This window comes from Actinocrispum wychmicini (assembly GCF_004345645.1).
Taxonomy (GTDB): Bacteria; Actinomycetota; Actinomycetes; order Mycobacteriales; family Pseudonocardiaceae; genus Kibdelosporangium; species Kibdelosporangium wychmicini.
Genome location: NZ_SLWS01000014.1, coordinates 123,928 through 143,752 on the forward strand (window position 1 = coordinate 123,928; position 19,825 = coordinate 143,752).

The 19,825-nt window shown below is 69.2% G+C and carries 20 protein-coding genes; 14 read left to right on the forward strand and 6 right to left on the reverse strand.

Annotated features, from left to right (window positions below; genetic code table 11):
• Window positions 1–87 precede the first annotated feature (87 nt).
• From EV192_RS45550 to EV192_RS45585, 8 genes are all read left to right on the forward strand, one after another.
• Entirely contained in the window at window positions 88–690 is a 603-nt protein-coding gene (locus tag EV192_RS45550) for a GTP cyclohydrolase II (RefSeq protein ID WP_132124998.1), read from the forward strand.
• Window positions 691–871: 181 nt separating this feature from the next.
• Entirely contained in the window at window positions 872–1,306 is a 435-nt protein-coding gene (locus EV192_RS45555) for a helix-turn-helix domain-containing protein (RefSeq protein WP_132124999.1), read from the forward strand.
• 21 nt (window positions 1,307–1,327) lie between these two features.
• Window positions 1,328–1,828 carry a hypothetical protein gene (locus tag EV192_RS45560; protein WP_207926759.1) on the forward strand — a complete coding sequence of 167 codons (501 nt, stop codon included), beginning with the start codon at window positions 1,328–1,330 and terminating at the stop codon, window positions 1,826–1,828.
• Window positions 1,829–1,838: 10 nt separating this feature from the next.
• Window positions 1,839–3,062 (forward strand): MAB_1171c family putative transporter, encoded by a 1,224-nt coding sequence (locus EV192_RS45565; RefSeq protein WP_132125000.1) that lies wholly within the window; start codon window positions 1,839–1,841, stop codon window positions 3,060–3,062.
• 204 nt (window positions 3,063–3,266) lie between these two features.
• Entirely contained in the window at window positions 3,267–5,036 is a 1,770-nt protein-coding gene (locus tag EV192_RS45570; protein WP_132125001.1) for a chitinase, read from the forward strand.
• A gap of 54 nt (window positions 5,037–5,090) precedes the next feature.
• Window positions 5,091–5,561: a cation:proton antiporter regulatory subunit gene (locus EV192_RS45575; protein ID WP_165960945.1), complete on the forward strand. Its 471-nt coding sequence runs from the start codon at window positions 5,091–5,093 to the stop codon at window positions 5,559–5,561.
• Between the two features lie 4 nt (window positions 5,562–5,565).
• Entirely contained in the window at window positions 5,566–6,744 is a 1,179-nt protein-coding gene (locus EV192_RS45580) for a cation:proton antiporter (RefSeq protein ID WP_132125003.1), read from the forward strand.
• Between the two features lie 23 nt (window positions 6,745–6,767).
• Entirely contained in the window at window positions 6,768–8,357 is a 1,590-nt protein-coding gene (locus tag EV192_RS45585) for a phytoene desaturase family protein (RefSeq protein ID WP_132125004.1), read from the forward strand.
• Between the two features lie 9 nt (window positions 8,358–8,366).
• Here the strand turns inward: EV192_RS45585 and EV192_RS45590 are convergent, their stop codons facing one another.
• Window positions 8,367–9,227 carry a DUF4082 domain-containing protein gene (locus EV192_RS45590; protein ID WP_165960946.1) on the reverse strand — a complete coding sequence of 287 codons (861 nt, stop codon included), beginning with the start codon at window positions 9,225–9,227 and terminating at the stop codon, window positions 8,367–8,369.
• 148 nt (window positions 9,228–9,375) lie between these two features.
• Window positions 9,376–9,876 (reverse strand): protein-tyrosine phosphatase family protein, encoded by a 501-nt coding sequence (locus tag EV192_RS45595; RefSeq protein WP_132125006.1) that lies wholly within the window; start codon window positions 9,874–9,876, stop codon window positions 9,376–9,378.
• 32 nt (window positions 9,877–9,908) lie between these two features.
• Here EV192_RS45595 and EV192_RS45600 point away from each other — a divergent pair, with 32 nt between their 5' ends.
• Window positions 9,909–11,003 carry a cytochrome P450 gene (locus EV192_RS45600; RefSeq protein WP_207926761.1) on the forward strand — a complete coding sequence of 365 codons (1,095 nt, stop codon included), beginning with the start codon at window positions 9,909–9,911 and terminating at the stop codon, window positions 11,001–11,003.
• Here the strand turns inward: EV192_RS45600 and EV192_RS45605 are convergent.
• Window positions 10,963–11,595: a TetR/AcrR family transcriptional regulator gene (locus EV192_RS45605; RefSeq protein WP_132125007.1), complete on the reverse strand. Its 633-nt coding sequence runs from the start codon at window positions 11,593–11,595 to the stop codon at window positions 10,963–10,965. The genes EV192_RS45600 and EV192_RS45605 overlap by 41 nt on opposite strands.
• 70 nt (window positions 11,596–11,665) lie before the next feature.
• On the opposite strand from EV192_RS45605, the gene EV192_RS45610 reads away from it, so the two are divergent.
• Window positions 11,666–12,889, forward strand: a complete 1,224-nt coding sequence (locus tag EV192_RS45610) for a cytochrome P450 (protein WP_132125008.1) — start codon at window positions 11,666–11,668, stop codon at window positions 12,887–12,889.
• Here EV192_RS45610 and EV192_RS45615 read toward each other — a convergent pair.
• Window positions 12,886–13,617 (reverse strand): sulfite exporter TauE/SafE family protein, encoded by a 732-nt coding sequence (locus tag EV192_RS45615; protein ID WP_132125009.1) that lies wholly within the window; start codon window positions 13,615–13,617, stop codon window positions 12,886–12,888. The genes EV192_RS45610 and EV192_RS45615 overlap by 4 nt on opposite strands.
• Before the next feature lie 164 nt (window positions 13,618–13,781).
• Here EV192_RS45615 and EV192_RS45620 point away from each other — a divergent pair, with 164 nt between their 5' ends.
• A complete protein-coding gene (locus EV192_RS45620; protein ID WP_207926763.1) occupies window positions 13,782–14,600 on the forward strand; it encodes a helix-turn-helix domain-containing protein in 819 nt (272 codons plus the stop codon).
• Window positions 14,601–14,604: 4 nt separating this feature from the next.
• On the forward strand, window positions 14,605–15,483 hold the full coding sequence (locus EV192_RS45625; protein ID WP_132125010.1) for a DMT family transporter: 879 nt from the start codon (window positions 14,605–14,607) through the stop codon (window positions 15,481–15,483).
• On the opposite strand, the gene EV192_RS45630 is transcribed toward EV192_RS45625, so the two are convergent.
• Entirely contained in the window at window positions 15,466–16,947 is a 1,482-nt protein-coding gene (locus EV192_RS45630) for an ArnT family glycosyltransferase (RefSeq protein ID WP_132125011.1), read from the reverse strand. The two genes, EV192_RS45625 and EV192_RS45630, sit on opposite strands and share 18 nt — an antisense overlap.
• 89 nt (window positions 16,948–17,036) lie before the next feature.
• On the reverse strand, window positions 17,037–17,915 hold the full coding sequence (locus tag EV192_RS45635) for an SMP-30/gluconolactonase/LRE family protein (protein WP_132125012.1): 879 nt from the start codon (window positions 17,913–17,915) through the stop codon (window positions 17,037–17,039).
• Between the two features lie 456 nt (window positions 17,916–18,371).
• Between EV192_RS45635 and EV192_RS45640 the strand changes: the two genes are divergently transcribed.
• Both EV192_RS45640 and EV192_RS45645 read left to right on the forward strand, forming a co-directional pair.
• Window positions 18,372–19,004: a helix-turn-helix transcriptional regulator gene (locus tag EV192_RS45640; RefSeq protein ID WP_243727490.1), complete on the forward strand. Its 633-nt coding sequence runs from the start codon at window positions 18,372–18,374 to the stop codon at window positions 19,002–19,004.
• A gap of 93 nt (window positions 19,005–19,097) precedes the next feature.
• A complete protein-coding gene (locus EV192_RS45645) occupies window positions 19,098–19,820 on the forward strand; it encodes a dienelactone hydrolase family protein (RefSeq protein WP_132125013.1) in 723 nt (240 codons plus the stop codon).
• Window positions 19,821–19,825: the final 5 nt, after the last annotated feature.

Sequence of the window (19,825 nt, forward strand, 5' to 3'; positions counted from 1 at the left end):
CTGTCGGGGACGTCACACCAGTAGTTCACATTCGAACCATCATGTAGTGTTGGTTGAAAGTTGAACGAGTTGGTGATCGGAGCGACCATGAGTGCAACCGTCCGGACCCGGGTTCGTATTCCGTTGCGCTTCAACGATGGCTACTCGACCACCGCGGACGCGGTCACGTTCCGTGGGCTGGCCGACGGGGCCGAGCACGTCGCCCTCGTCTTCGGGGTGCCGACCGGCCGGCCACTGGTGCGGATGCACTCGGAGTGCCTGACCGGGGACGTGTTCGGCTCCGCCCGATGCGACTGCGGCCCGCAGCTGCGGGAGGCGGTGGAACGGATCTCGACGGCCGGGGGAGTGTTGCTGTACCTACGGCAGGAAGGTCGCGGCATCGGCCTCTACAACAAGCTCGACGCGTACGCCCTGCAGGACCGCGGTCTGGACACCTTCGAGGCCAACATGGCACTCGGCCTGCCCGAGGACGGCCGCGACTACACCGCCGCCGCCCAGATGCTCACGGCGCTCGGCGTCGACACCATCGACCTGCTGTCCAACAACCCGGACAAGGCCGACCAGTTGGCCGCGCACGGGATCGTCGTGCGCGACCACGTGCCCACCGGCGTGTTCACCACCGCCAACAACCTGAGCTACCTGCGCGCCAAAGTGGAGCACAGCGGGCACACCATCGCGCTCGCCGGGTGACGGGGCGGCGGCCCGCGCTCCTGGGCCGCCGCCCCGGTCCCTCCCTCTCGAAATACTGCGACCTCGAAATACTGCGACTGAGATGAACAACTGGGGCCAGCTTCTCACCTCAGTGAAAACCCTAGCGGTCGTGTCAACCGACGTGAAGCCAATCGCTCACCTGTCCACTAGAGTCCAAGATGTGGAGTCTGAGTCGGCGCCGCGGCGGACCGTGGGACAGAAGCTGGAACACCTGTTCCACACTGTCCGCCGGCCGGACGGCCGGGAGTACGGCAACGAGGAGGTCGCCGCGCTGGTCAGCCAGCAGGGCGAGACCATCTCGTCGTCCTATATCTGGTACCTGCGCACCGGCCAGCGGGACAACCCCACGCTCAAACACCTCACCGCGCTCGCCCGGTTCTTCGGCGTGCCGGCCGCGTATTTCTTCGACGACGAGATGACCAACCGCGTCGAGGCCGAACTGGCCCTGCTCACCGCCATGAACGACGCCGGAGTTCGAGGCGTCGCGTTACGGGCGGCCGGACTGTCGCCGGAGAGCCTGCGGACCGTGTACGAGGTGATCTCCCGGGTCAGCGAACTGGAAGGGAAAACACCGCGGAGCGGCGAGAAAAGGTAGGCTGCGACACGGGGGTGTGCCGTGGACCTGACCGCGCTCCGCGAATGGTGTGACGCCCGACTCGCGGACGTCTTCATCCCGAATCCGTTCGACCTCACCGTTTTCTGCGAGCGGCTGGGCGCGCGCCGCGGCCGGCCGATTCTGTTGATCCCGATGTCGATGGGCGCGCCCAGTCCATCCGGCATGTGGATCTGCGGTGAACTGCGTGACTACATCGTCTACGAGCAGGCGACCACTCCGTTGCACCAGACGCACATAGCGCTGCACGAAATAGGCCATCTGCTCTGCGGGCACGAATCGGCGTCGCGACTCGACGACAGCCACCTGGCCCGCCTGTTCCCGACCCTGGACCCGGTAATGGTCCGCCGGGTGCTCGGCCGGACGGGCTATCCGACCGACGAGGAACTGGAGGCGGAGATGCTGGCGTGCCTGATCCTGGAACGCGCCGCCCGGCCAGGCACTCCGGCCGCGTTGGACCGGTCCACCGCGGAGGCGTTGCGCCGCCTGGAATCGAGCTTGTGAGCACGGCGTTGTGAGTACGGCCTTCTTCCTGCTGGTCACGGCCGGATGCGTGGCCGCGTTGGCGTACCGGCTCCGGGAACTCACGCGAAACCCGGGCGACCGGTCATTACGGGCGTTGTGTCTTCTGCTGGCCGCGATCGCGGTCAGCGTCGGTGTGCTGCCGTTCGTCCCGGCCCTCGACCGGCTCATCGGAATCCCGCAGTTGGGCGGATTCGTCAGCGACTGCGCGGTACTGGTCGCGGCCGGCGCCGGCCAGGTCTTCCTCATCCGCGTGTACCAGCCGCCCGAGCAGGCGCTTTCCCAGGCGCGTTGGCGGTATCGGGCCATGGTGGCGACACTCGTCGCGATAATCGTCCTGTTCGTGCTCAGCCCGCCGGATCCGCACTTCTTCCACGGCGACCCGCGGACCATGACCGGGCATCTCCCGGTTCTGCCCAGTCCGTATCTTTACCTGTATCTCCATTCGCTTTACCTGGGCGGCACGCTGATCGCCGTGATCCGGATGTGCCTGCGCTACGCCGGGCTCACCGAACAACGATTCCTCCGGACCGGGCTGCGCGTTCTCACCGCCGGGTGTGTCGTCGCACTGGTCTACGTGGTGACATTCGCGGTGACGTTCACGTTGCCCGAATTCGGGGTGGACGTCGACAGTTGGGCGGCGGCCACGGTCCGGCCGATGTATCTCACCGCCGACATGTTGGTGATCACCGGGTCGGTGATCCCGTCGCTGGGGCCGAAATGGCAGCGGGTCGCCGACAACCGCGCGCTGCGGCGGCTGCGGCCGCTCTGGCACGCGGTGTACCAGGCCAGTCCGGACATCGCGCTGTTCCCGCCGACGACCGGGGGTGACGTGCGGCTTCGCCTCTACCGTCAGGTGATCGAGATCCGCGACGCCCAACTCGCGCTGCGCCCGTACGTCGACCCACGCGCGGCCCGGATCGCAGGGACCCTCGGCCGGTACGCGGGGCTCTCCGACCGGCGGGTCGCCGCCGTGGTCGAAGCCGCGACCCTGGCCGCCGCCCTCGCCGCCAAGGCCACCGGCCGGCCGCCGAGCGAGCACCCGGAACCACCGATGACCACCCCGGCCGCCCTGGACGGCGCGGTGGCGAGCGAGGTCGCCTGGCTGGGCCAGGTCGCGCGGGCCTTCCACACCTCCCCGATCGTGACCCGCACCCTGGCCACGTTGTCCGGGCAGGACCACCAGGGCCGGTATCGACGTCCCCGTCCGCGATAGCCGGGCCGGATGCGGTCCCTGGCGCCACCGGCGGAACGCCCAAAGACAACCAGTCTTCGCGGCGTCCCGCCGGCGACCCCAGGAACCGCCCCGATCCCGACTCTCATCGAACGGGGACGTCGATACCGGCCCTAGACAACCGGCCAGCATTGGTCTAGACAATATCGAACAGCGGTATTCCTTTCCCCCTGCCTGGAGGACCGCATGCGATCACGCCTGTCCGCATTCGTCGCCACCCTTCTGTTGACCGCCGCCGGGCTGGTCGCCGCCGGCACCGCCGCGAACGCCGCCAACCTGCTGGCCAACCCCGGATTCGAGCTCGGGTCCACGTCCGGCTGGACCTGCGCCACCGCCACCGCCGTGGCCAGTCCGGTGCACTCCGGCTCCTTCGCGCTGGCCGCCACGGCCGGCGGCCAGGACATCGGCCAGTGCACCCAGACCGTGTCCGTCCAACCGAGTACGACCTACACCGTTTCCGCCTGGGTGCGCGGAAACCCGGTGTATCTCGGCATCACCGGCGGCCCGTCCACATGGACCAACGCCGCGAGCTACGCCCAGCTGTCCCTGACGTTCACGAGCGCCGCGAACCAGACCAGCGCCCAACTGTTCCTGCACGGCTGGTACGGCGCCGGCACGTACAACGCCGACGACGTGGTCCTGGACGGCCCCGGCGGCAACACACCGGGAACCCCTGCCACGCCTGGGAATCCGACGGTCGGCACGGTCACCGACACGTCCGTCGCCCTGTCGTGGGGCGCGTCCGCGGGAACCGTCACCGGGTACCGCGTCTACGAGGGCAGCACTGTCCGCGCGACCGTCACAGGCACGAGCACCACGATCACCGGCCTGACGGCGTGCAGCGGCCACTCGTACGCGGTCGCGGCGTTCAACACGGCCGGCGAGTCCGTGCACACCGCTGAGGTCTCCGCGTTCACCACCGGCTGTACCAACACCGGCCTGCCGAAACACGCGCTGATCGGCTACCTGCACACGAGCTTCGCCAACGGCTCCGGCTACATCCGGATGGCCGACGTGCCCGACGCGTGGGACATCATCGACCTCGCGTTCGGCGAGCCCGACACGCCCACGTCCGGCAACATCCACTTCGCCCCGTGCCCGGTCAGCGAGTGCGCCAACGTGGAGACCGAGGCCGCGTTCATCGCCGCGATCAAGGCGAAACAGGCCAAGGGAAAGAAGATCCTGCTGTCCATCGGCGGCCAGAACGGCCAGGTTCAGCTGACCACGACCGGCGCGCGGGACCGGTTCGTCAGCTCGGTGTCGGCGATCATCGACAAGTACGGGCTGGACGGGCTGGACGTCGACTTCGAAGGCCACTCGTTGTCGCTCAACGCCGGCGACACCGACTTCCGCAGCCCGACCACGCCGGTGATCGTCAATCTCATCTCCGCGCTGCGCACGCTGAAGTCCAAGTACGGCGCCAAGTTCGTGCTCACGATGGCGCCGGAGACGTTCTTCGTCCAGGTCGGCTACCAGTTCTACGGCGGCGCGAACGGCGGCGACAACCGGACCGGCGCGTACCTGCCGGTGATCTACGCCATGCGTGACGACCTGACCGTGCTGCACGTGCAGGACTACAACTCCGGTCCGGTCACCGGGCTGGACAACCAGTTCCATCAGATGGGCGACGCCAGTTTCCACATCGCCATGACCGACATGCTCAAGGCCGGGTTCACCGTGGCCAACACCGGGATCAAGTTCCCCGGCCTGCGGCCGGACCAGATCGCGTTCGGCGTGCCGGCGACGGTCAACGCCGGCAACGGGTTCATCTCGCCCGCCCAGAACCAGCAGGCGATCACGTGCCTGACCAGCGGGCAGAACTGCGGCGGATACACCTTGCGGGGCGGGCCGACGCCGGGATTCCGCGGCATCATGACGTGGTCGGTCAACTGGGACCGGTTCTCCGGATCGGAGTTCCAGAACGCCATGCGGCCGTTCCTCAACTCACTGCCATAAGCTCCACTTTGGAGGGTCCGGCGCGGCCGGACCCTCCTTGTTATGGTGGACGGTGTGGACGTTGAGGTGACACCCCTGCCGGGCATAGGCACACGCCAGGATTTCGTGTCCCGTGGCAACCGCCGGATCGGGGTGGTCACCACCAGGGACGGCCGGGTCGAACTGATCGTGTCCAAGCAGGACGACCCGGACTCGTGCGGCGTGTCGGTCCCGCTCACCCAGGAGGAGGCCGGCACGCTGGCGACCCTCCTGGGCGCGCCGCACCTGGTGAGCCGGATCGAGGAACAGACCGGGATCACGACGCGTCAGCTCCCGCTGGCGCCGGCCTCGCCGTTCGACGGTCGCACACTGGGCGACACGGCGTTGCGGACCCGGACGGCGGTGTCCGTGGTGGCGGTCGTGCGCGGCGGGACCGTGCATCCGTCGCCCCGGCCGGACTTCGCGCTGGCCGGCGGCGACATGCTGGTGACAGTGGGCACGTCCGACGGCCTCGCCCGCGCCGCCGACCTGCTCGAACACGGCTGAGTCGATGGCGGACACAGCGGACACGGCGATCTCCCTGATCGAACTGGGCGCGGTCTTCTTCGGGCTCGGCGTGCTCGGCCGGCTGGCGTGGCGGATCGGGATCTCGCCGATCCCGTTCTACCTGCTCGGCGGCCTGGCGTTCGGCTCGGGCGGGCTGATCCCGCTGCACGGCATCGACGAGTTCGCGCACCTCGCGGGCGAGATCGGCGTCATCCTGCTGCTGTTGCTGCTCGGCCTGGAGTACTCGGCGAACGAGCTGGTCACGGGCATGCGGCGGTCGTGGCCGGCGGGCGTGGTCGACATCCTGCTGAACGCCACCCCCGGGGTGGCGGTCGCGTTGCTGCTCGGGTGGGGGCCGGTCGGCGCGATCACGATGGCCGGGGTGACGTACGTGTCGTCGTCCGGGATCATCGCGAAGGTCCTCGGCGACCTGGGCCGGCTCGGCAACCGGGAAACGCCGATGGTGCTGTCGCTGCTGGTGTTCGAAGACCTGGCGATGGCCGTCTACCTGCCGATCCTGACCGCGCTGTTGGCCGGGGCGACGCTGCTCGGCGGGCTCACCGCGGTGGGTGTGTCCCTCGTGGTGATCACGATCGTGCTCATCATCGCGTTGAAGTTCGGCCGGTTCGTGTCGATGGCGCTGGACAGCCCGGACTCCGAGGTGTTCCTGCTGCGCGTGCTCGGTGCGGCGCTGCTCGTCGCCGGGGTCGCGGCCCAACTTCAGGTGTCCGCCGCGGTCGGCGCGTTCCTGCTGGGCATCGCGATCTCCGGGTCGACCGCGCACAACGCCACCAAGATGCTGGAGCCGTTGCGGGACCTGTTCGCGGCCATGTTCTTCGTGGCCTTCGGGCTGAACACGGACCCGGCGACGATCCCGCCCGTCCTCGGCTACGCGATCGCGCTGGCCGCGGTCACCGTGGCGACCAAGGTCGCGACCGGGTGGTTCGCCGCGCGTCACCTCTCCCGGATGGCACGCGCGCGAGCGGGTGCCGCCCTGGTGGCGCGCGGAGAGTTCTCGATCGTGATCGCGGGTCTGGCGGTCAGCGCGGGCGCTGTCGACGCGGAACTGGCCGCGCTGTCCACGGCATACGTGCTGCTCATGGCGATTCTCGGGCCTGTCGCGGCACGTGTCGTGGAACCCGTGGCCCAGTTGATGCGTCGGAAGATCACGCCACGGACCTGATGCCTGATGCTTCCGTCGTAATAATGGACGGCATGGCGGTCGACGCGGTGGTGATCGGATCAGGTCCCAACGGTCTGGTGGCGGCGAACCTGCTCGCCGACGCGGGCTGGTCGGTGCTGGTCCTGGAGGCGGCGGACGAGCCGGGCGGGTCGGTGCGGACCGCCGAGATCACCGCACCCGGGTTCCGCAACGACCTGTGCAGCTCGTTCTACCCGGTCGCGGCGGTGTCGCCGGTCTTACAGGCGTTGGAGTTGGAGCGGCATGGGCTGCGCTGGACGCACGCCCCGGAAGTGCTCGCGCACGTGCTGCCGGACGACCGGACCGTACTGCTGTCGCGTGACCTGGACCGGACCGCGAAGTCGTTGGAGAGCTTCGTGGCAGGCGACGGGGACGCGTGGCGGGAGCTGTACGCGGAGTGGTTGAAGATCCGTGAGCCCGTGATGGCCGCGATCACCGGCCCGTTCCCGCCGGTCCGCGCGTCGGTCGGGCTGTTGCGTTCGTTGGGTGTGGGGGACGCGCTGCGACTGGCGCGGACGTTCACGTTGACCGCCCGCCGAATGGGGGAGGAGCGGTTCACCGGCGAAGGCGCGCAGGTCCTGCTCGCCGGCAACGCCTTGCACACCGACCTCGGCCCGGATCAGGCGGGCAGCGCGGTGTTCGGCTGGATGATGGCCATGATCGGCCAGGAAGTGGGGTTCCCGGCGCCGGTGGGCGGCGCGGGCAGTCTCACCGCCGCGCTGGTCGCCCGGCTGCGGCAACGCGGCGGTCAGGTGTCGTGCGGCCGGCGGGTCACCTCGGTCCTGGTGGCTGGCGGTCGGGCCATGGGTGTCCGGGACTCGTCGGGCTCGGTCGTGCTGGCCCGGCACGCGGTCCTGGCCGATGTTCCCGCGCCCGCCCTGTACCTGGACCTGGTGGGCCCTGACCACCTGCCGGCCGCCTTCGTGGCCGACCTGGCCCGGTTCGACTGGGACGACGCCACCATCAAGGTCGACTGGGCGCTGTCCGGCCCGGTCCCGTGGGCGGTCGCGGACGCCGCGTCGGCCGGAACAGTCCACATAGGACCGGACGTGAACGGCCTCGCCACCTTCCGCAACGACCTGGCCTGCGGCCGGCTGCCCCGGACCCCGTTCATCCTGATGGGCCAGATGACCACGACCGACCCGACCAGGTCGCCCGAGGGAACAGAATCCGCCTGGGCCTACACCCACGTGCCGCGCGGCCAATGGACCCCGGACCGGATCCGCCGCCGCGCCGACCGGATGGAACAGGCGATCGAGCAGCACGCCCCCGGCTTCCGCGCCAAGATCGTCGCCCGCTCAGTGATGGGCCCGGTTGAACTGGCCGAGCACAACATGAGCCTGGTCGAAGGCTCGATCAACACGGGAACGGCCGCCCTGCACCAACAACTGGTCTTCCGCCCGACCGTGGGCACCGGCCGCGCCGACACCCCGATCGACCGGCTCTACCTGGCCGGCGCCGCGGCCCACCCCGGTGGGGCGGTCCACGGCGCCCCCGGCGCCAACGCGGCCAAAGCGGCCCTGGCACGACACGGCTTGGCCGGCGGTCCGTACCGGTTGGCGATCAAGGCCGTGCATCGCGCGCTGTACCGGTGAATCCCAGGATCACCTTATGACATGCGGGAAGATCGCGTAGTTGCTGTGGCCCCACGTGTCCGTCGGGAACCCGCCGCCTTCGCCGTAGTGGAAGACACCCGCGTCGGCGCGGAAGGTGAACGTCTCCGACAACAGGGTGCCGATGAAGAAGTCCTCGTTCTGCCGGTAACCGCCCTGGGGTGTGTAGTACGAGACCACATAGTCGACGTTCGGCTGCAGCGGTACCGGCGGATCGATCGGCGCGGACAAGAGCGCCGGCCATTCGCCTCGGACCGAGTCGACGTGCTCGTGCAGCAGTGTGCCGTCCGGGCCCCAGACCCGGACCGTGATCGGGCCCTGGTAGGTCCCGCGGACCAGGTAGGCCGCGTTCAGCCGGAGGGGCCGGTCGACCGTGAACCGGACACCCAGTTCCACCGGGTCGGTGTCAGGCTCGTTGTGTGGAAAGGCCGATGACGTGTAGAAGCACCCCAGATCACAGTTGGCCGGACCGAGGGGGCTGCCGGTGCCGACGCGGAACGTGCGTGGTGGCGAGGTTTCCCCGACGGTGTCGCCGAACCAGCCGCGCGCGCGGAACGTGATGTCGCCGGGCTGGGTGGGGGTGAGCAGATAGTGCCACGGCAACGTGGGCCAGTCGATGCCGATCCAGGTCGCGCCGTCGTCGAAGGTCAACTCGACCCGCTCGGCGGCAGTGCCGTTCGGCATGATCGAGCCCCCGGTCAGCAGGACCGGTTCGCCCACTTCGGCGCGCACCCCGTCGGTCGGCGTGTAGATCGAGCTGAACGGCGAGTCGTCAGCCGCGGCCACCGGCGCGCCGAACACGGTCAGGGTGAGTGTGGCGACGACCGCCGTCCACCTCGACAACCGAAACATCCGCCCTCCCAAGGGCATCGGACTCCAGACAGACCACCTGTCCCGTTTCGGGCATCGCCGGCCGACACCCCGGCGCTACCCGTGCAATCCGATTGACGCCGGATGGCCGTAACCCCAAGGCCTTTCAGTCCGCGACCCGGCGGGTGCCCTAAGCGGAGTCCAGGCCGGCGACCGCCAAACCGGTTCGCAGGTAGTCCTCGAACGTCGAGTTGTGCAGCGCGAAGGGGGACCGTTGCCGCCGGATCAGGGTGATCGCGTCGCCGACGTCCATCCCCAGGCACGTCAACGCGTGCGCGGTGACCAGCCCGGACCGGTTGAGGCCGGCGTAACAGCGGACCAGGGTGGTGCGGCCGGCCTGGACCGACTCCGCCACCTCCTCGGCCAGTCGCCGCACCTGGTCGATCTGGGCCGCGGTCAGCGGATCGTCCGGGATCTCCAGGATCCGGTGGTTGACGCCGGGGCCAGGACCGTGGCCTGGCTGCGTGTGCAGGCTCGCCACCACCTCGAACTCGTCACGCACGACCGCGACCTGCAACTCACCGCTCGGGTCGGTCCAGAAATGGCCGCCCATCCACAGGTGCGGCCGGATCTCGTTCCACGGATGGGGCCCAGGGCCCGGTAAGTCGCGGTCCTGCTGGCGCGTTCGCATGGTGACCTCCCAGTGCAGGTTACCGTCGGAACGTGGACGTCACGATCGAGAAACTGACCAACGACCCGCATCCGGTGCTCGCACGGCTGCGGCAGGAGGCGCCGGTGGCGTGGGTGCCGGCGCTCGGCGGCTGGTTGGTGACAAGGCACGACCTGGCCGTGCGGGTGATGCGTGACCCGGTCGGGTTCACCGTCGACGACCCCCGGTTCTCCACTGCCCGGGTGGTGGGGCCGAGCATGCTCTCCTTGGACGGCAACGACCACGCGCGGCACCGCGGCCCGTTCGCGCCGGCGTTCCGGCCCGCTGAGGTCCGGTCCCGGTTCGCCGACTTCGTGTCCGCCACCGCCGGTGACCTGGTCGACCGGATGCGGCCGGCCGGCTCCGGCGAACTGCGGCGTCAGGTCGCGGGACCGCTGTCCGTGGCGGTGGTCGCGGAAGTCCTTGGCCTGCAAGTGGATCCCGCGGTCGTGTTGAAGTGGTATGACGCCATTGTGGACGCTGTGCAGGGCGTGACGGCCGGCCGTCCGGTGAGCCAGGCAGGGGCTGACGCGTTCGCGCGGCTCGCGGACGGTGTCCGGTCGACCCGCCGGACCGGGTCGCTGCTCGGGGAGGTCGCCGGGCTGCGGGACAACGAGGTGGTGTCCAACGCGGCGGTGATGATGTTCGGCGGCATCGAGACCACCGAGGGCATGATCACGAACGCGGCCCTGCACGTGCTTTCCTGTCCGGACGAGGTCGACGACCTGGCCGACGCGGTGGAGGAGTCGTTGCGGCTTGAACCCGCGGCCGCGGTGGTCGACCGGTACGCGACCCAGGACGTCGAGCTGGCCGGATCCCTTGTCCAGCAGGGAGATCTGGTCACCGTCTCGATCGCGGGCGCGAACCGCGACCCAGCGGTCTTCGCCGACCCGGACACCTTCGACGTTCACCGGCCCAACGCGCGCCAACACCTCGCGTTCGCGCACGGCCCGCACGCCTGCCTGGCCGCCGACCTCGCCCGGATGGAGACACGCGCGGTCCTGAAGGCGCTGCTGGGCCTGCCAGACGTCATGATCGCCCAGCCCGCCCAGCCGGTCGGACTGGTCTTCAGGAAGCCGCCTGAGCTGTGGTTGCGCTGGCGGGTCTGAGACCGACCAGCATCCGCCGGATCACCTCGGTGTATTCGGCCTTGACCTGGTGCTTGTCGGGCTCGGGCGCGTCGGCCAGCGCCACCCCCGCGGCGCCGAGGATGGCGAACACGATCCGGGTGGTCACTCGCAGCGGCTGCCGGTCCATGATGCCGCTGTCCATCATCGCCCCGAGCAGTTGCTCGACCAGCCCGAAGGAGAACTCCTCCTCGCTCTCCCGCCAGTGGTGCCAGCCGAGGGCGATCGGTGCCTCCTGCCACACGATCTTGCCGTACACCGGGTCGCAGCAGCTGTCCAGGAACACGTTCAGGGCCGCGAGCGCGGCCAGCCACGGGTCGGGCGCACCGGCGGCGGCCGCGACCGCGCGTTCCATCGCCGCCGTCTCCAGCTGCTGGAACACCGCCTCGAACAGCGCTGTCTTGCTGGCGAAGTGGTGGTACACCGCGCCGCGGGTGGCCTGGATGTCGGCGGCGACGTCCTCCAGTGAGGTGCCCGCGAACCCCAGGTCGGCGAACCGGCGGGTGGCCGCCGCCAGCAGCGCCGTCTTGGTGGCCTGCGAGTACCGCTCGCGCCGGCTCAGGCTCCTGGACATACGTGGAGTCTAAGTCATACATTGTGTATGTAACCGACACAGCGCACGCAGATCACTGGGGTGATACGCGATGACCGATACCCAGTCGGCCGAACTGATGTTCAACCCGTTCGAACCCGGCTTCCTGGCGGACCCGTACCCGCAGTACAAGCGGTTACGGGACAACGATCCCGTGCACGAGAGCCCGATGGGCTTCTGGTTCCTGTCCCAGTACGACGACGTCTCGGCGTTGTTGCGGGCCGGGCTGTCCGTGGAGGACAGGCACATCGCGGACACGACCGTCCGCGACCAGTACCACACGATGATGACCGGCGACGTCGGGCAGGCCATCCTGAACTACTCGATGCTCGACCGCGACCCGCCGGACCACACCAGGCTGCGGTCGCTGGTCACCAAGGTGTTCACCCGCCGCGCGATCGCCGCGCTGGAGCCGGAGATCGTCCGGCAGGTGGACGAGTCGCTGGACCGGATGGCCGACGCGGGCAGCGTGGACCTGGTCGACGAGCTGGCGTTCCCGCTGCCGTTCGCGATCATCTCGCAGATGCTGGGCATGCCGCCGACCGACCACGTCCGGGTCCGTGAGCTGAGCGGCACGCTGGTGAAGTCGCTGGAGGTCGCCGACGAGGAGACGGTCAAGGCGATCGTCGCGGCCAGCATGGAGCTCACCGAGATCACCCGCGGCCTGATCGCGTGGAAGCGCGAGAACCCAGCGGACGACCTGCTCACCGCGTTGATCACGGCCGAACACGAGGGCCAGATGCTCAACGACGACGAACTGGTCGCCCAGGTAGTCCTGCTGTACGTGGCCGGCCACGAGACGACGGTCAACCTGATCGCCAACGGCACGGTCGCGCTGCTGCGCAACCCGGACCAGTTCGCCCTGCTGAGGTCCCGGCCCGACCTGGCCGAGAACGCGGTGGAGGAGCTGCTGCGCTACGACTCGCCGGTGCAGCAGACCCGGCGGATCACCATCGAGCCGCACACCGTCCGGGACAAGGAGATCCCGGCTGGCTCGTTCGTCCTCGCCTGCCTGGCGTCGGCCAACCGGGACGACCGCTTCTTCGGCCCGGACGCCGAACAACTCCGCCTGGACCGGCCGGACGCCCGCCACCAGGCGTCGTTCGGCGCCGGCCCGCACCACTGTCTCGGCGCGGCACTGGCCCGGCTGGAGGGGAAGATCGCGATCGGCCGGCTGGTGGACCGGTTCCCGGACCTGGCGTTCGACGGCGACGTCGAGTGGAACGGTCGGATCAACCTGCGCGGCCCGGCGCGGCTCCCAGTACGCGTGCGCTAGCTCGCCGCCATGTGTCCGGCGCCGAACGCGGCCATCACCGCGACCGTGCCGCGCAGCAGTTCGCCGGGCACATGGCGGGTGATCCAGTGGCCCAGCAGGCCGCCGACGGCCATCGACCCGGCCAGGACCGCCGCGAGCGGCCACACCACCAGCCCGGTCATGGCGAACGCGGCGAGGCCGACCAACGAGGTCATCAGGCAGACGACGTTCTTCGAGCCGTTCAGCGTCCGCCACGGCCACGGTGTCGTGTACGCGAGGACGACGAGCACGAGAATGCCGACTCCAGCGCCGAATCCGCCGGCGTAGACACCGGTCCCGAAAAGGGACACGGTCATCGCGGCCGGATGGGTTTCGCTGGTGCCGGCGCGGCGTTGGACCCTCGGACCCAACCACGGCTGCAGAATCAGCACCAGCGCGGCGACGACCAACAGAATCGGCGCGATCCGCCGGAACACATCCGCGGTGAGACTGTTCACCAGCCATACGCCGACAGCTGTTCCGGCGACGGCGCTGAGAAATCCCAGTCGGGTCTCCTTGCGGGCGTGCCACGCGTTCGGGAATCCGCCGAGGAAACTCGCCGGTGTGGCGGCGAGATTGGTCGCGTTCGCGGCCAGTGGCGGCACTCCGACCAGGCTCAACGTCAGGAACGACAGCAGGCTGCCGCCGGCCGCCGCGACATTCAGAATGCCGGCGAGCACACCGCCGAAAACCAGAATCGCGATAGTCATGATATGACCGGAAATGTCGGATTATGGGCCATGGCCAGAAGGTACGCCCCGGACGGAAATCGCATAATCCACCGACCGGGCCGAATCGGGCCGGCCGGCGAATACGGAAAGTGGTCACGTGAACACGTTTCCGGATTCGCGATCCCGTGGTTACAGTCACCGCTGTGGAGCAGGCGGTGTGGACACGGGTCGACGCGGGGAACGGCGTCCCGCTGGACATGATGACGGCACGTTTCGTCCACCATCGCTTCGCCCCGCACACGCACGAGGAGTACTCGATCGGCGTGTGCTTCGAAGGCGTCGAGGTGATCGACTACCGCGGCACCCGGCACCACGCGGGGCCCGGCAGTGTGGTCGTGGTGGAGCCGAACGAGGTGCACACCGGCTCGGCCGCCGGTCCCACCGGGTTCGCGTACCGGGTCCTGTATCCACTGTGGTCGATGCTGTCCGTGGACGACCCGCCGCATTTCCGTGACCTCGTCTTCGACGACCCCGAGCTGGCGGCCGACGCCACGCGGACCCATCTCCTGCTCAGCCAGTGGCGTGATCCGCTCGAAGCCGAGTCCCGCCTGCAATGGCTGCTCGCGAAACTGGTCCACAGGCACGCGGTGAACCCACCGCGATTGGTGCGAACCGCGGGCGACGCGGTGGCGCGCGCGGCTATGGACCGCCTTGCCGGCAACATCCTGAACCCGCCGAGCCTGCAACAGATCGCCGCGGACTTGGGGCTCTCCCGCTTCCAGCTGTTGCGTGCGTTCCGGGAAACCATCGGGATGCCGCCGTACGCCTGGCTGTCGCAGTACCGCGTCGGACGCGCGCGTTTGCTGCTCGCCGACGGGTATCGGCCGGCGCAGGCCGCGACGATGACCGGGTTCGCCGACCAGGCCCATCTCACCAGATGGTTTCGCCGTGTGGTCGGCGTCACACCGGGAGCCTTTCGCAACAGCGTTCAAGACAGGCGACTGAGCCGGCTGCGAAGCTGATCAGGTGACACGCACTGGTTGGGTTTTGTTCGCGCTGTTAGGCGTGATCTGGGGGCTGCCCTACCTGATGATCAAGGTGGCAGTCGGTGGCGTTTCCGTCCCTGTCCTTGTCTTCGCCCGGACCGCGATCGGCGCGGCCATCCTGGTACCGATCGCGATACGCAAGGTCCGATGGGACGCGCTGCGCAAGCACTGGCCGTGGGTGCTGGCGTTCGCGGTCCTCGAAGTGGTCGGCCCCTGGGCGTTGCTGTCCGACGCCGAGCACAACCTGTCCAGCTCGATGGCCGGTTTGCTGATCGCGGCCGTGCCGATCATCGGCGCCGTGGTGGTCGGGTTCCTCGGCGAACGCCTTGGCGTCAAACAGTGGGCCGGGCTGGCGGTCGGTTTCGGCGGCGTCGCGCTGCTCGCCGCGCCGAACCTGCACGGCGGCGACGCGTGGTCCATTGTGGAGGTTCTGCTGACGGCGATCGGCTACGCGGTGGCCCCGGTCATCGCCGACCGCAAGCTGCGGGAGATCCCGTCGATCGTGGTCACGGCCATCACTCTGACGCTGGCCGGGTTGGTCTACACGGCGCCGGCGATCGCGACCTGGCCGGAGCGGATGCCGGACGTCGACGTGCTGCTCGCCCTCGTCGGTCTCGCGGTCGTGTGTACCGCGCTCGGCCTCATGCTGTTCTTCCAGCTGATCCGCGAGGCCGGCCCGGCGCGGGCCATGGTGATCACCTATGTGAACCCAGTGGTGGCGGTCGCGGCCGGGGTGCTCCTGCTGCACGAGCCGTTGACCCTGACCACGACCATCTCGTTCGTCCTCATCCTCGGCGGGTCCTTTCTGGCCACGTCGAGGCCTCGGGAACGAGTCCGTGCGTCAGTAGAAGTTGCGTAGCGACGGCCAGATCCGCGACCACGGCTGGTTCGGCGGGGAACAGAGCGACACCAGCTTGCCCTGTTCCTCGTTGTCCAGGTCGATTCCGTTGTCGACGGTGGCGACCACGTGACAGCCGGGGATGAACTGGTGGGCGTCGGACTGCCTCGGGTATCCGACGAGCACCACCGGGCCGGTCATGGTATCCGCTGGCGGACCCCAGTCCGCATAGGACATATGGCCGGAGTACGGCTGCGGCAGGCCGTGCTCCGGCCCGTAGTACTCGATCGCGGCGGTCTCGCCGTAGTTCCCGCCGAGGATCACGGCCTTGCCGCGCTGGTCGGCCGGGATCTCCTGCCACACGCGGGCCACGGTGGAGGTCAACTCGGGCCAGCCGTACTGTTCACCTTGTTCCTTGTTGACCCCGAGCACCGGCCCGTTCAACGCGCTGGCCGGCAGGATCGGCATGCCGACGACCAACGACACCACCACTCCGGTCGCGGCCCCCGCGATCGCCACGCCTCGCCAGAGCGCCCTGCGGGACAGCCATTGCAGCACCGGCTCAACACCGGCGGGCATCAACAGCAGCAACAACGGCACCGAGTAGTACGGTTTTCCGCCCAGTACCAACAACTCCACGCACACAACCGGGTAGGCGACGGCGAACGCGCGTCCCCACGACAGCCGCCACAGCCGCCGGATGCCCGTGATCCACACCGGCACGAGCACAGGTGACAGGTACACGAGCTGCATGGGCACGAACATGATCCGGTTCTCGGGGCCGTCGTCCTGGCTGATCCCGGACGCCACCGTGAGCATCGGGAAGTCGTGCGCGGCCTGCCACACCATGATCGGCGCGGCGAGCGCCAGCGTCACCAGCACCCCGACCGCCAACCACCAGCTGCGCAGCACGTTCCGTGGCCCGAAGACGACCACACCGACCGCGAGCCCGGACACCAGCAGCAGCACCAGCCACTTGTTCGCCAGCCCCACCCCGATGATCGCGCCGACCGCCACCCACCACCGTGGATCACCGGTCCGCAACAGCCGCATCACGGCGAGTCCCAACGCGACCCAGACAAGCATGTCGATGGTTGTCGTCGACACCATGTGCGTGACCACGACAACGTACGACGCCAACGCGGCCGAAGCGGCTGACACCCATTGCGCGGTCCGGCCGGCGCCGATCTCCCTGGCCACCAAGGCGACCAACACGACGGTCGCCGCAGCGGCGAGCGTCGCGACCACACGCAACCCCATCGGCGTCTCCCCGAAGACCGTGGTGGCGATCCGGGCGAGCAGCGGAGTGATCGGCGGCTGGTCGGTGTACCCCCAGTCCAGGCGCTTGCCCGCGGCGACGAAGTACAGCTCGTCCCGGTGGAATCCATACCGCCACGACAACGCCGTGGCGACCGCGATCTGTACCGCGACGACGATGCCGACCGGGCGCGCCGCGAAGCGAGGTAACGAACCGGTTTCGTCCATGTCAGGCCCCCAAGCCAACGAAAGGTACCTGATCCTAGGGTGATGCCGACGTTTCCGGCCATCACCTCATTTCGGGCTCCGGCCGGCGGTTATCGGCCGAGACGGACCCGCAGCACCGATCCGGACGCCTCGGTCACGTACATGTCCCCGGGCCGCCCGAACCACTGCGCGAACCGCACCGACGTCGGATGGTCCAGCCCGGACAGCAGAACACACTTCCGGCCGGCCAGGTCCGTCCGGAAGACCTCGCCGCTGCCGTACGTGGCCACGTACAGCCGCAGGTCCGGGCCGAACGCCATGTCGTCGGGAAGCTTCCCGACGCCGTCCGGCGACAGCTCCACGAGCGTCTTCGGGTGGGTCGCGTCGGCCCGGGTCACGCGCACCACCGCCGACTTCGGGTCGAACAGCAACGTCGTGAAGACCTGGCCGCCGAGCGTCGCCACGCCGTCAGCCCCGGGCAGGTCCGTCTTCCAGTCCGGGTCGACCCGCCCACCCGGCCGGATCTTCACCAGCCCGGCGAACGGGTCGGCGACGTACAGGTTGCCCGCGGAGTCGAACTCGGCGCCGTTCGCCGAGCCGAACGCGTCCCCGGTCGCGTACACCGTGGGCCGCGGGTGCTCGGGGTCGAACCGAACCACCCCGGACGGCGCCCCATGGCTGGTCGCGTTGTTGCCGAAGTTCGCGTACAGCAGCCCGTCCGGCCCGCGGCGGATCGCCCCGGGCGCGTTGACCGGGACCGTGGCCCGAAGGTCGCCGGCCGGGCCGTACGCCTCCAGCCGGTTGGCGGTGAGATTGGCGATCCAGATCCGCCCGTGCCCGTCGAACTCGGCGTTCTCGTACCAGTCGGCACTGTGCAGGAACGTGCTGACCGTGGGCTTCGGGCCGGGGCAGGAGCCGTCGGATGCGGACGCGGTGGCCGGTGCGACCGTTAGCCCCAGAACGGTCGCCGCCACAAGCAAAATCCTCATGATTCACCGTACGGTGCTCCGCGTCGCCCGGGTGGAGCAATTCGCGCAGGCCTGTTCACCCAACCGCGTGATGCCGTCACCATCTGTGCGCCGGCCGGGGCAAGCTGACCGCCGAAACGGACGGTGGGACAGCATGGGAACGGTTTTCGAAAGCACCGATCTGGACGAGATCTGCGAGTTCATCAGGGCGGGCTACACCTCGATGCGGCTGAGCCCTCGTTGCCCCCATCCCCGGATGCGGATCGTCCAGCATTCGCTGGGGCCCATCAAGATGTCTCCGACCTGCCTCGGCGTGGATCTCGACTACGTCTCCCACCCGATGGGCACGGTCGCCCTGGTCGACGTGGAGTCCGGCACGTTCCCCCGCCATACGACTGAGGGCGTGGCGGGTATGGTCCGGGCGAGGTGTTCTTCCTCGCCCAGCCCGATCGGCCCTTCACCGGCCGGGTGCGGCAAGTGCGCTTCACATATACCTCGCTGGAGCCGGCACTGCTGTCCCAGGTGGCCGCGACCGCGCCCGGCCGCACCGACCAGCCAGTGCGGCTGAGCGGCCATCGGCCGGTCTCCCCGGCCGCCGGTCGGCTGCTGCGACACGCCATCAGGTTCGTGCACGATCACGTACTCACCGACCCGACCGCCCTGGCCGCTCCGCTGATCGCTTCCACCGTCCCCCAGTGGATGGCGGCAACGGTCCTGAACGCCTTCCCCAACACCGCGGTGACCGATCCCACCATTGAAGACCGTCACGACTCCCACCCGGCCACCCTGCGCCGCGCCATCGCCTTCATCGACGACCACGCCCACCACGACATCACCGTCGCCGACATCGCCGCCGCCACGCACGTCACCATCCGCGCCCTGCAATACGCCTTCCGCCGCCACCGCGACACCACCCCCATGGGCTACCTGCGCCAAGTCCGCCTGCACCACGCCCACCAGGAACTCATGGCCGCCGACCCCACCACCGGCGCCACCGTCACCCAGATCGCCGCCCACTGGGGCTTCTTCCATCCTGGACGCTTCGCCCATCACTACCGTCACACATACGGCCACCCGCCGCACGAAACCCTGCTCCGCCACACCCGCTGACCCGCCTGTCGTCACCCTACCGGGATGTCAGACAGGACAACTTGGCTTGGGCTCGCTACGGTCAGGTCAGCCGATCCGGAAATGAGGCGCGACATGCCGTATGTGGACCTGTCCGAGCTGGCCCGGCAGCGCGGCGGCTCGCAGCCGCTGCGGGGTTACCTCGTCAAGCCCGACGGCGACGGCCCGTGGCCCGGTGTCGTGGTGGTGCACGAGGCGTGGGGCGTGGACGACGTGATGCGTCGGCAGGCCGAGCGGCTCGCCGGGGCGGGCAATCTCGCGCTGCTGGTCGACCTGTACAGCCAGGGTGGTGCGGCGCGGTGCCTGGTGGGCACGTTCCGTTCGGTCCTGACCGGTTCGGGCCGGGCGTTCCGGGACATCGAGGTGGCCCGGCAGTGGTTGGGCCAGTCATCGGACTGTACGGGCAAAACCGGCATCATCGGCTTCTGTATGGGCGGTGCTTTCGCCTTACTCACGGCGAAATCGGGCTTTGACGCGTCCTCGGTGAACTACGGGGTGCTGCCGCGTGACCTGGACTCCGCGTTGGACGGTGCGTGCCCGATCGTCGCCAGCTACGGCGGCAAGGACCGGCCGTTCCGCAGCGCCCCCGCCAAGCTGGAGGCGGCGCTCACCAAGGCCGGCGTTCCGCACGACGTCAAGATGTACCCCTCGGCCGGGCACTCGTTCCTCAACGACGCCGAGACCGGACCGGGCTTCCTGCGCCCGCTGATGCGGGTGGCCGGGATCGGCCCGGAACCGACCGCGGCCGCCGACGCCTGGCAGCGCATCGACGACTTCTTCGCCGAACACCTGAAATGAGCCGA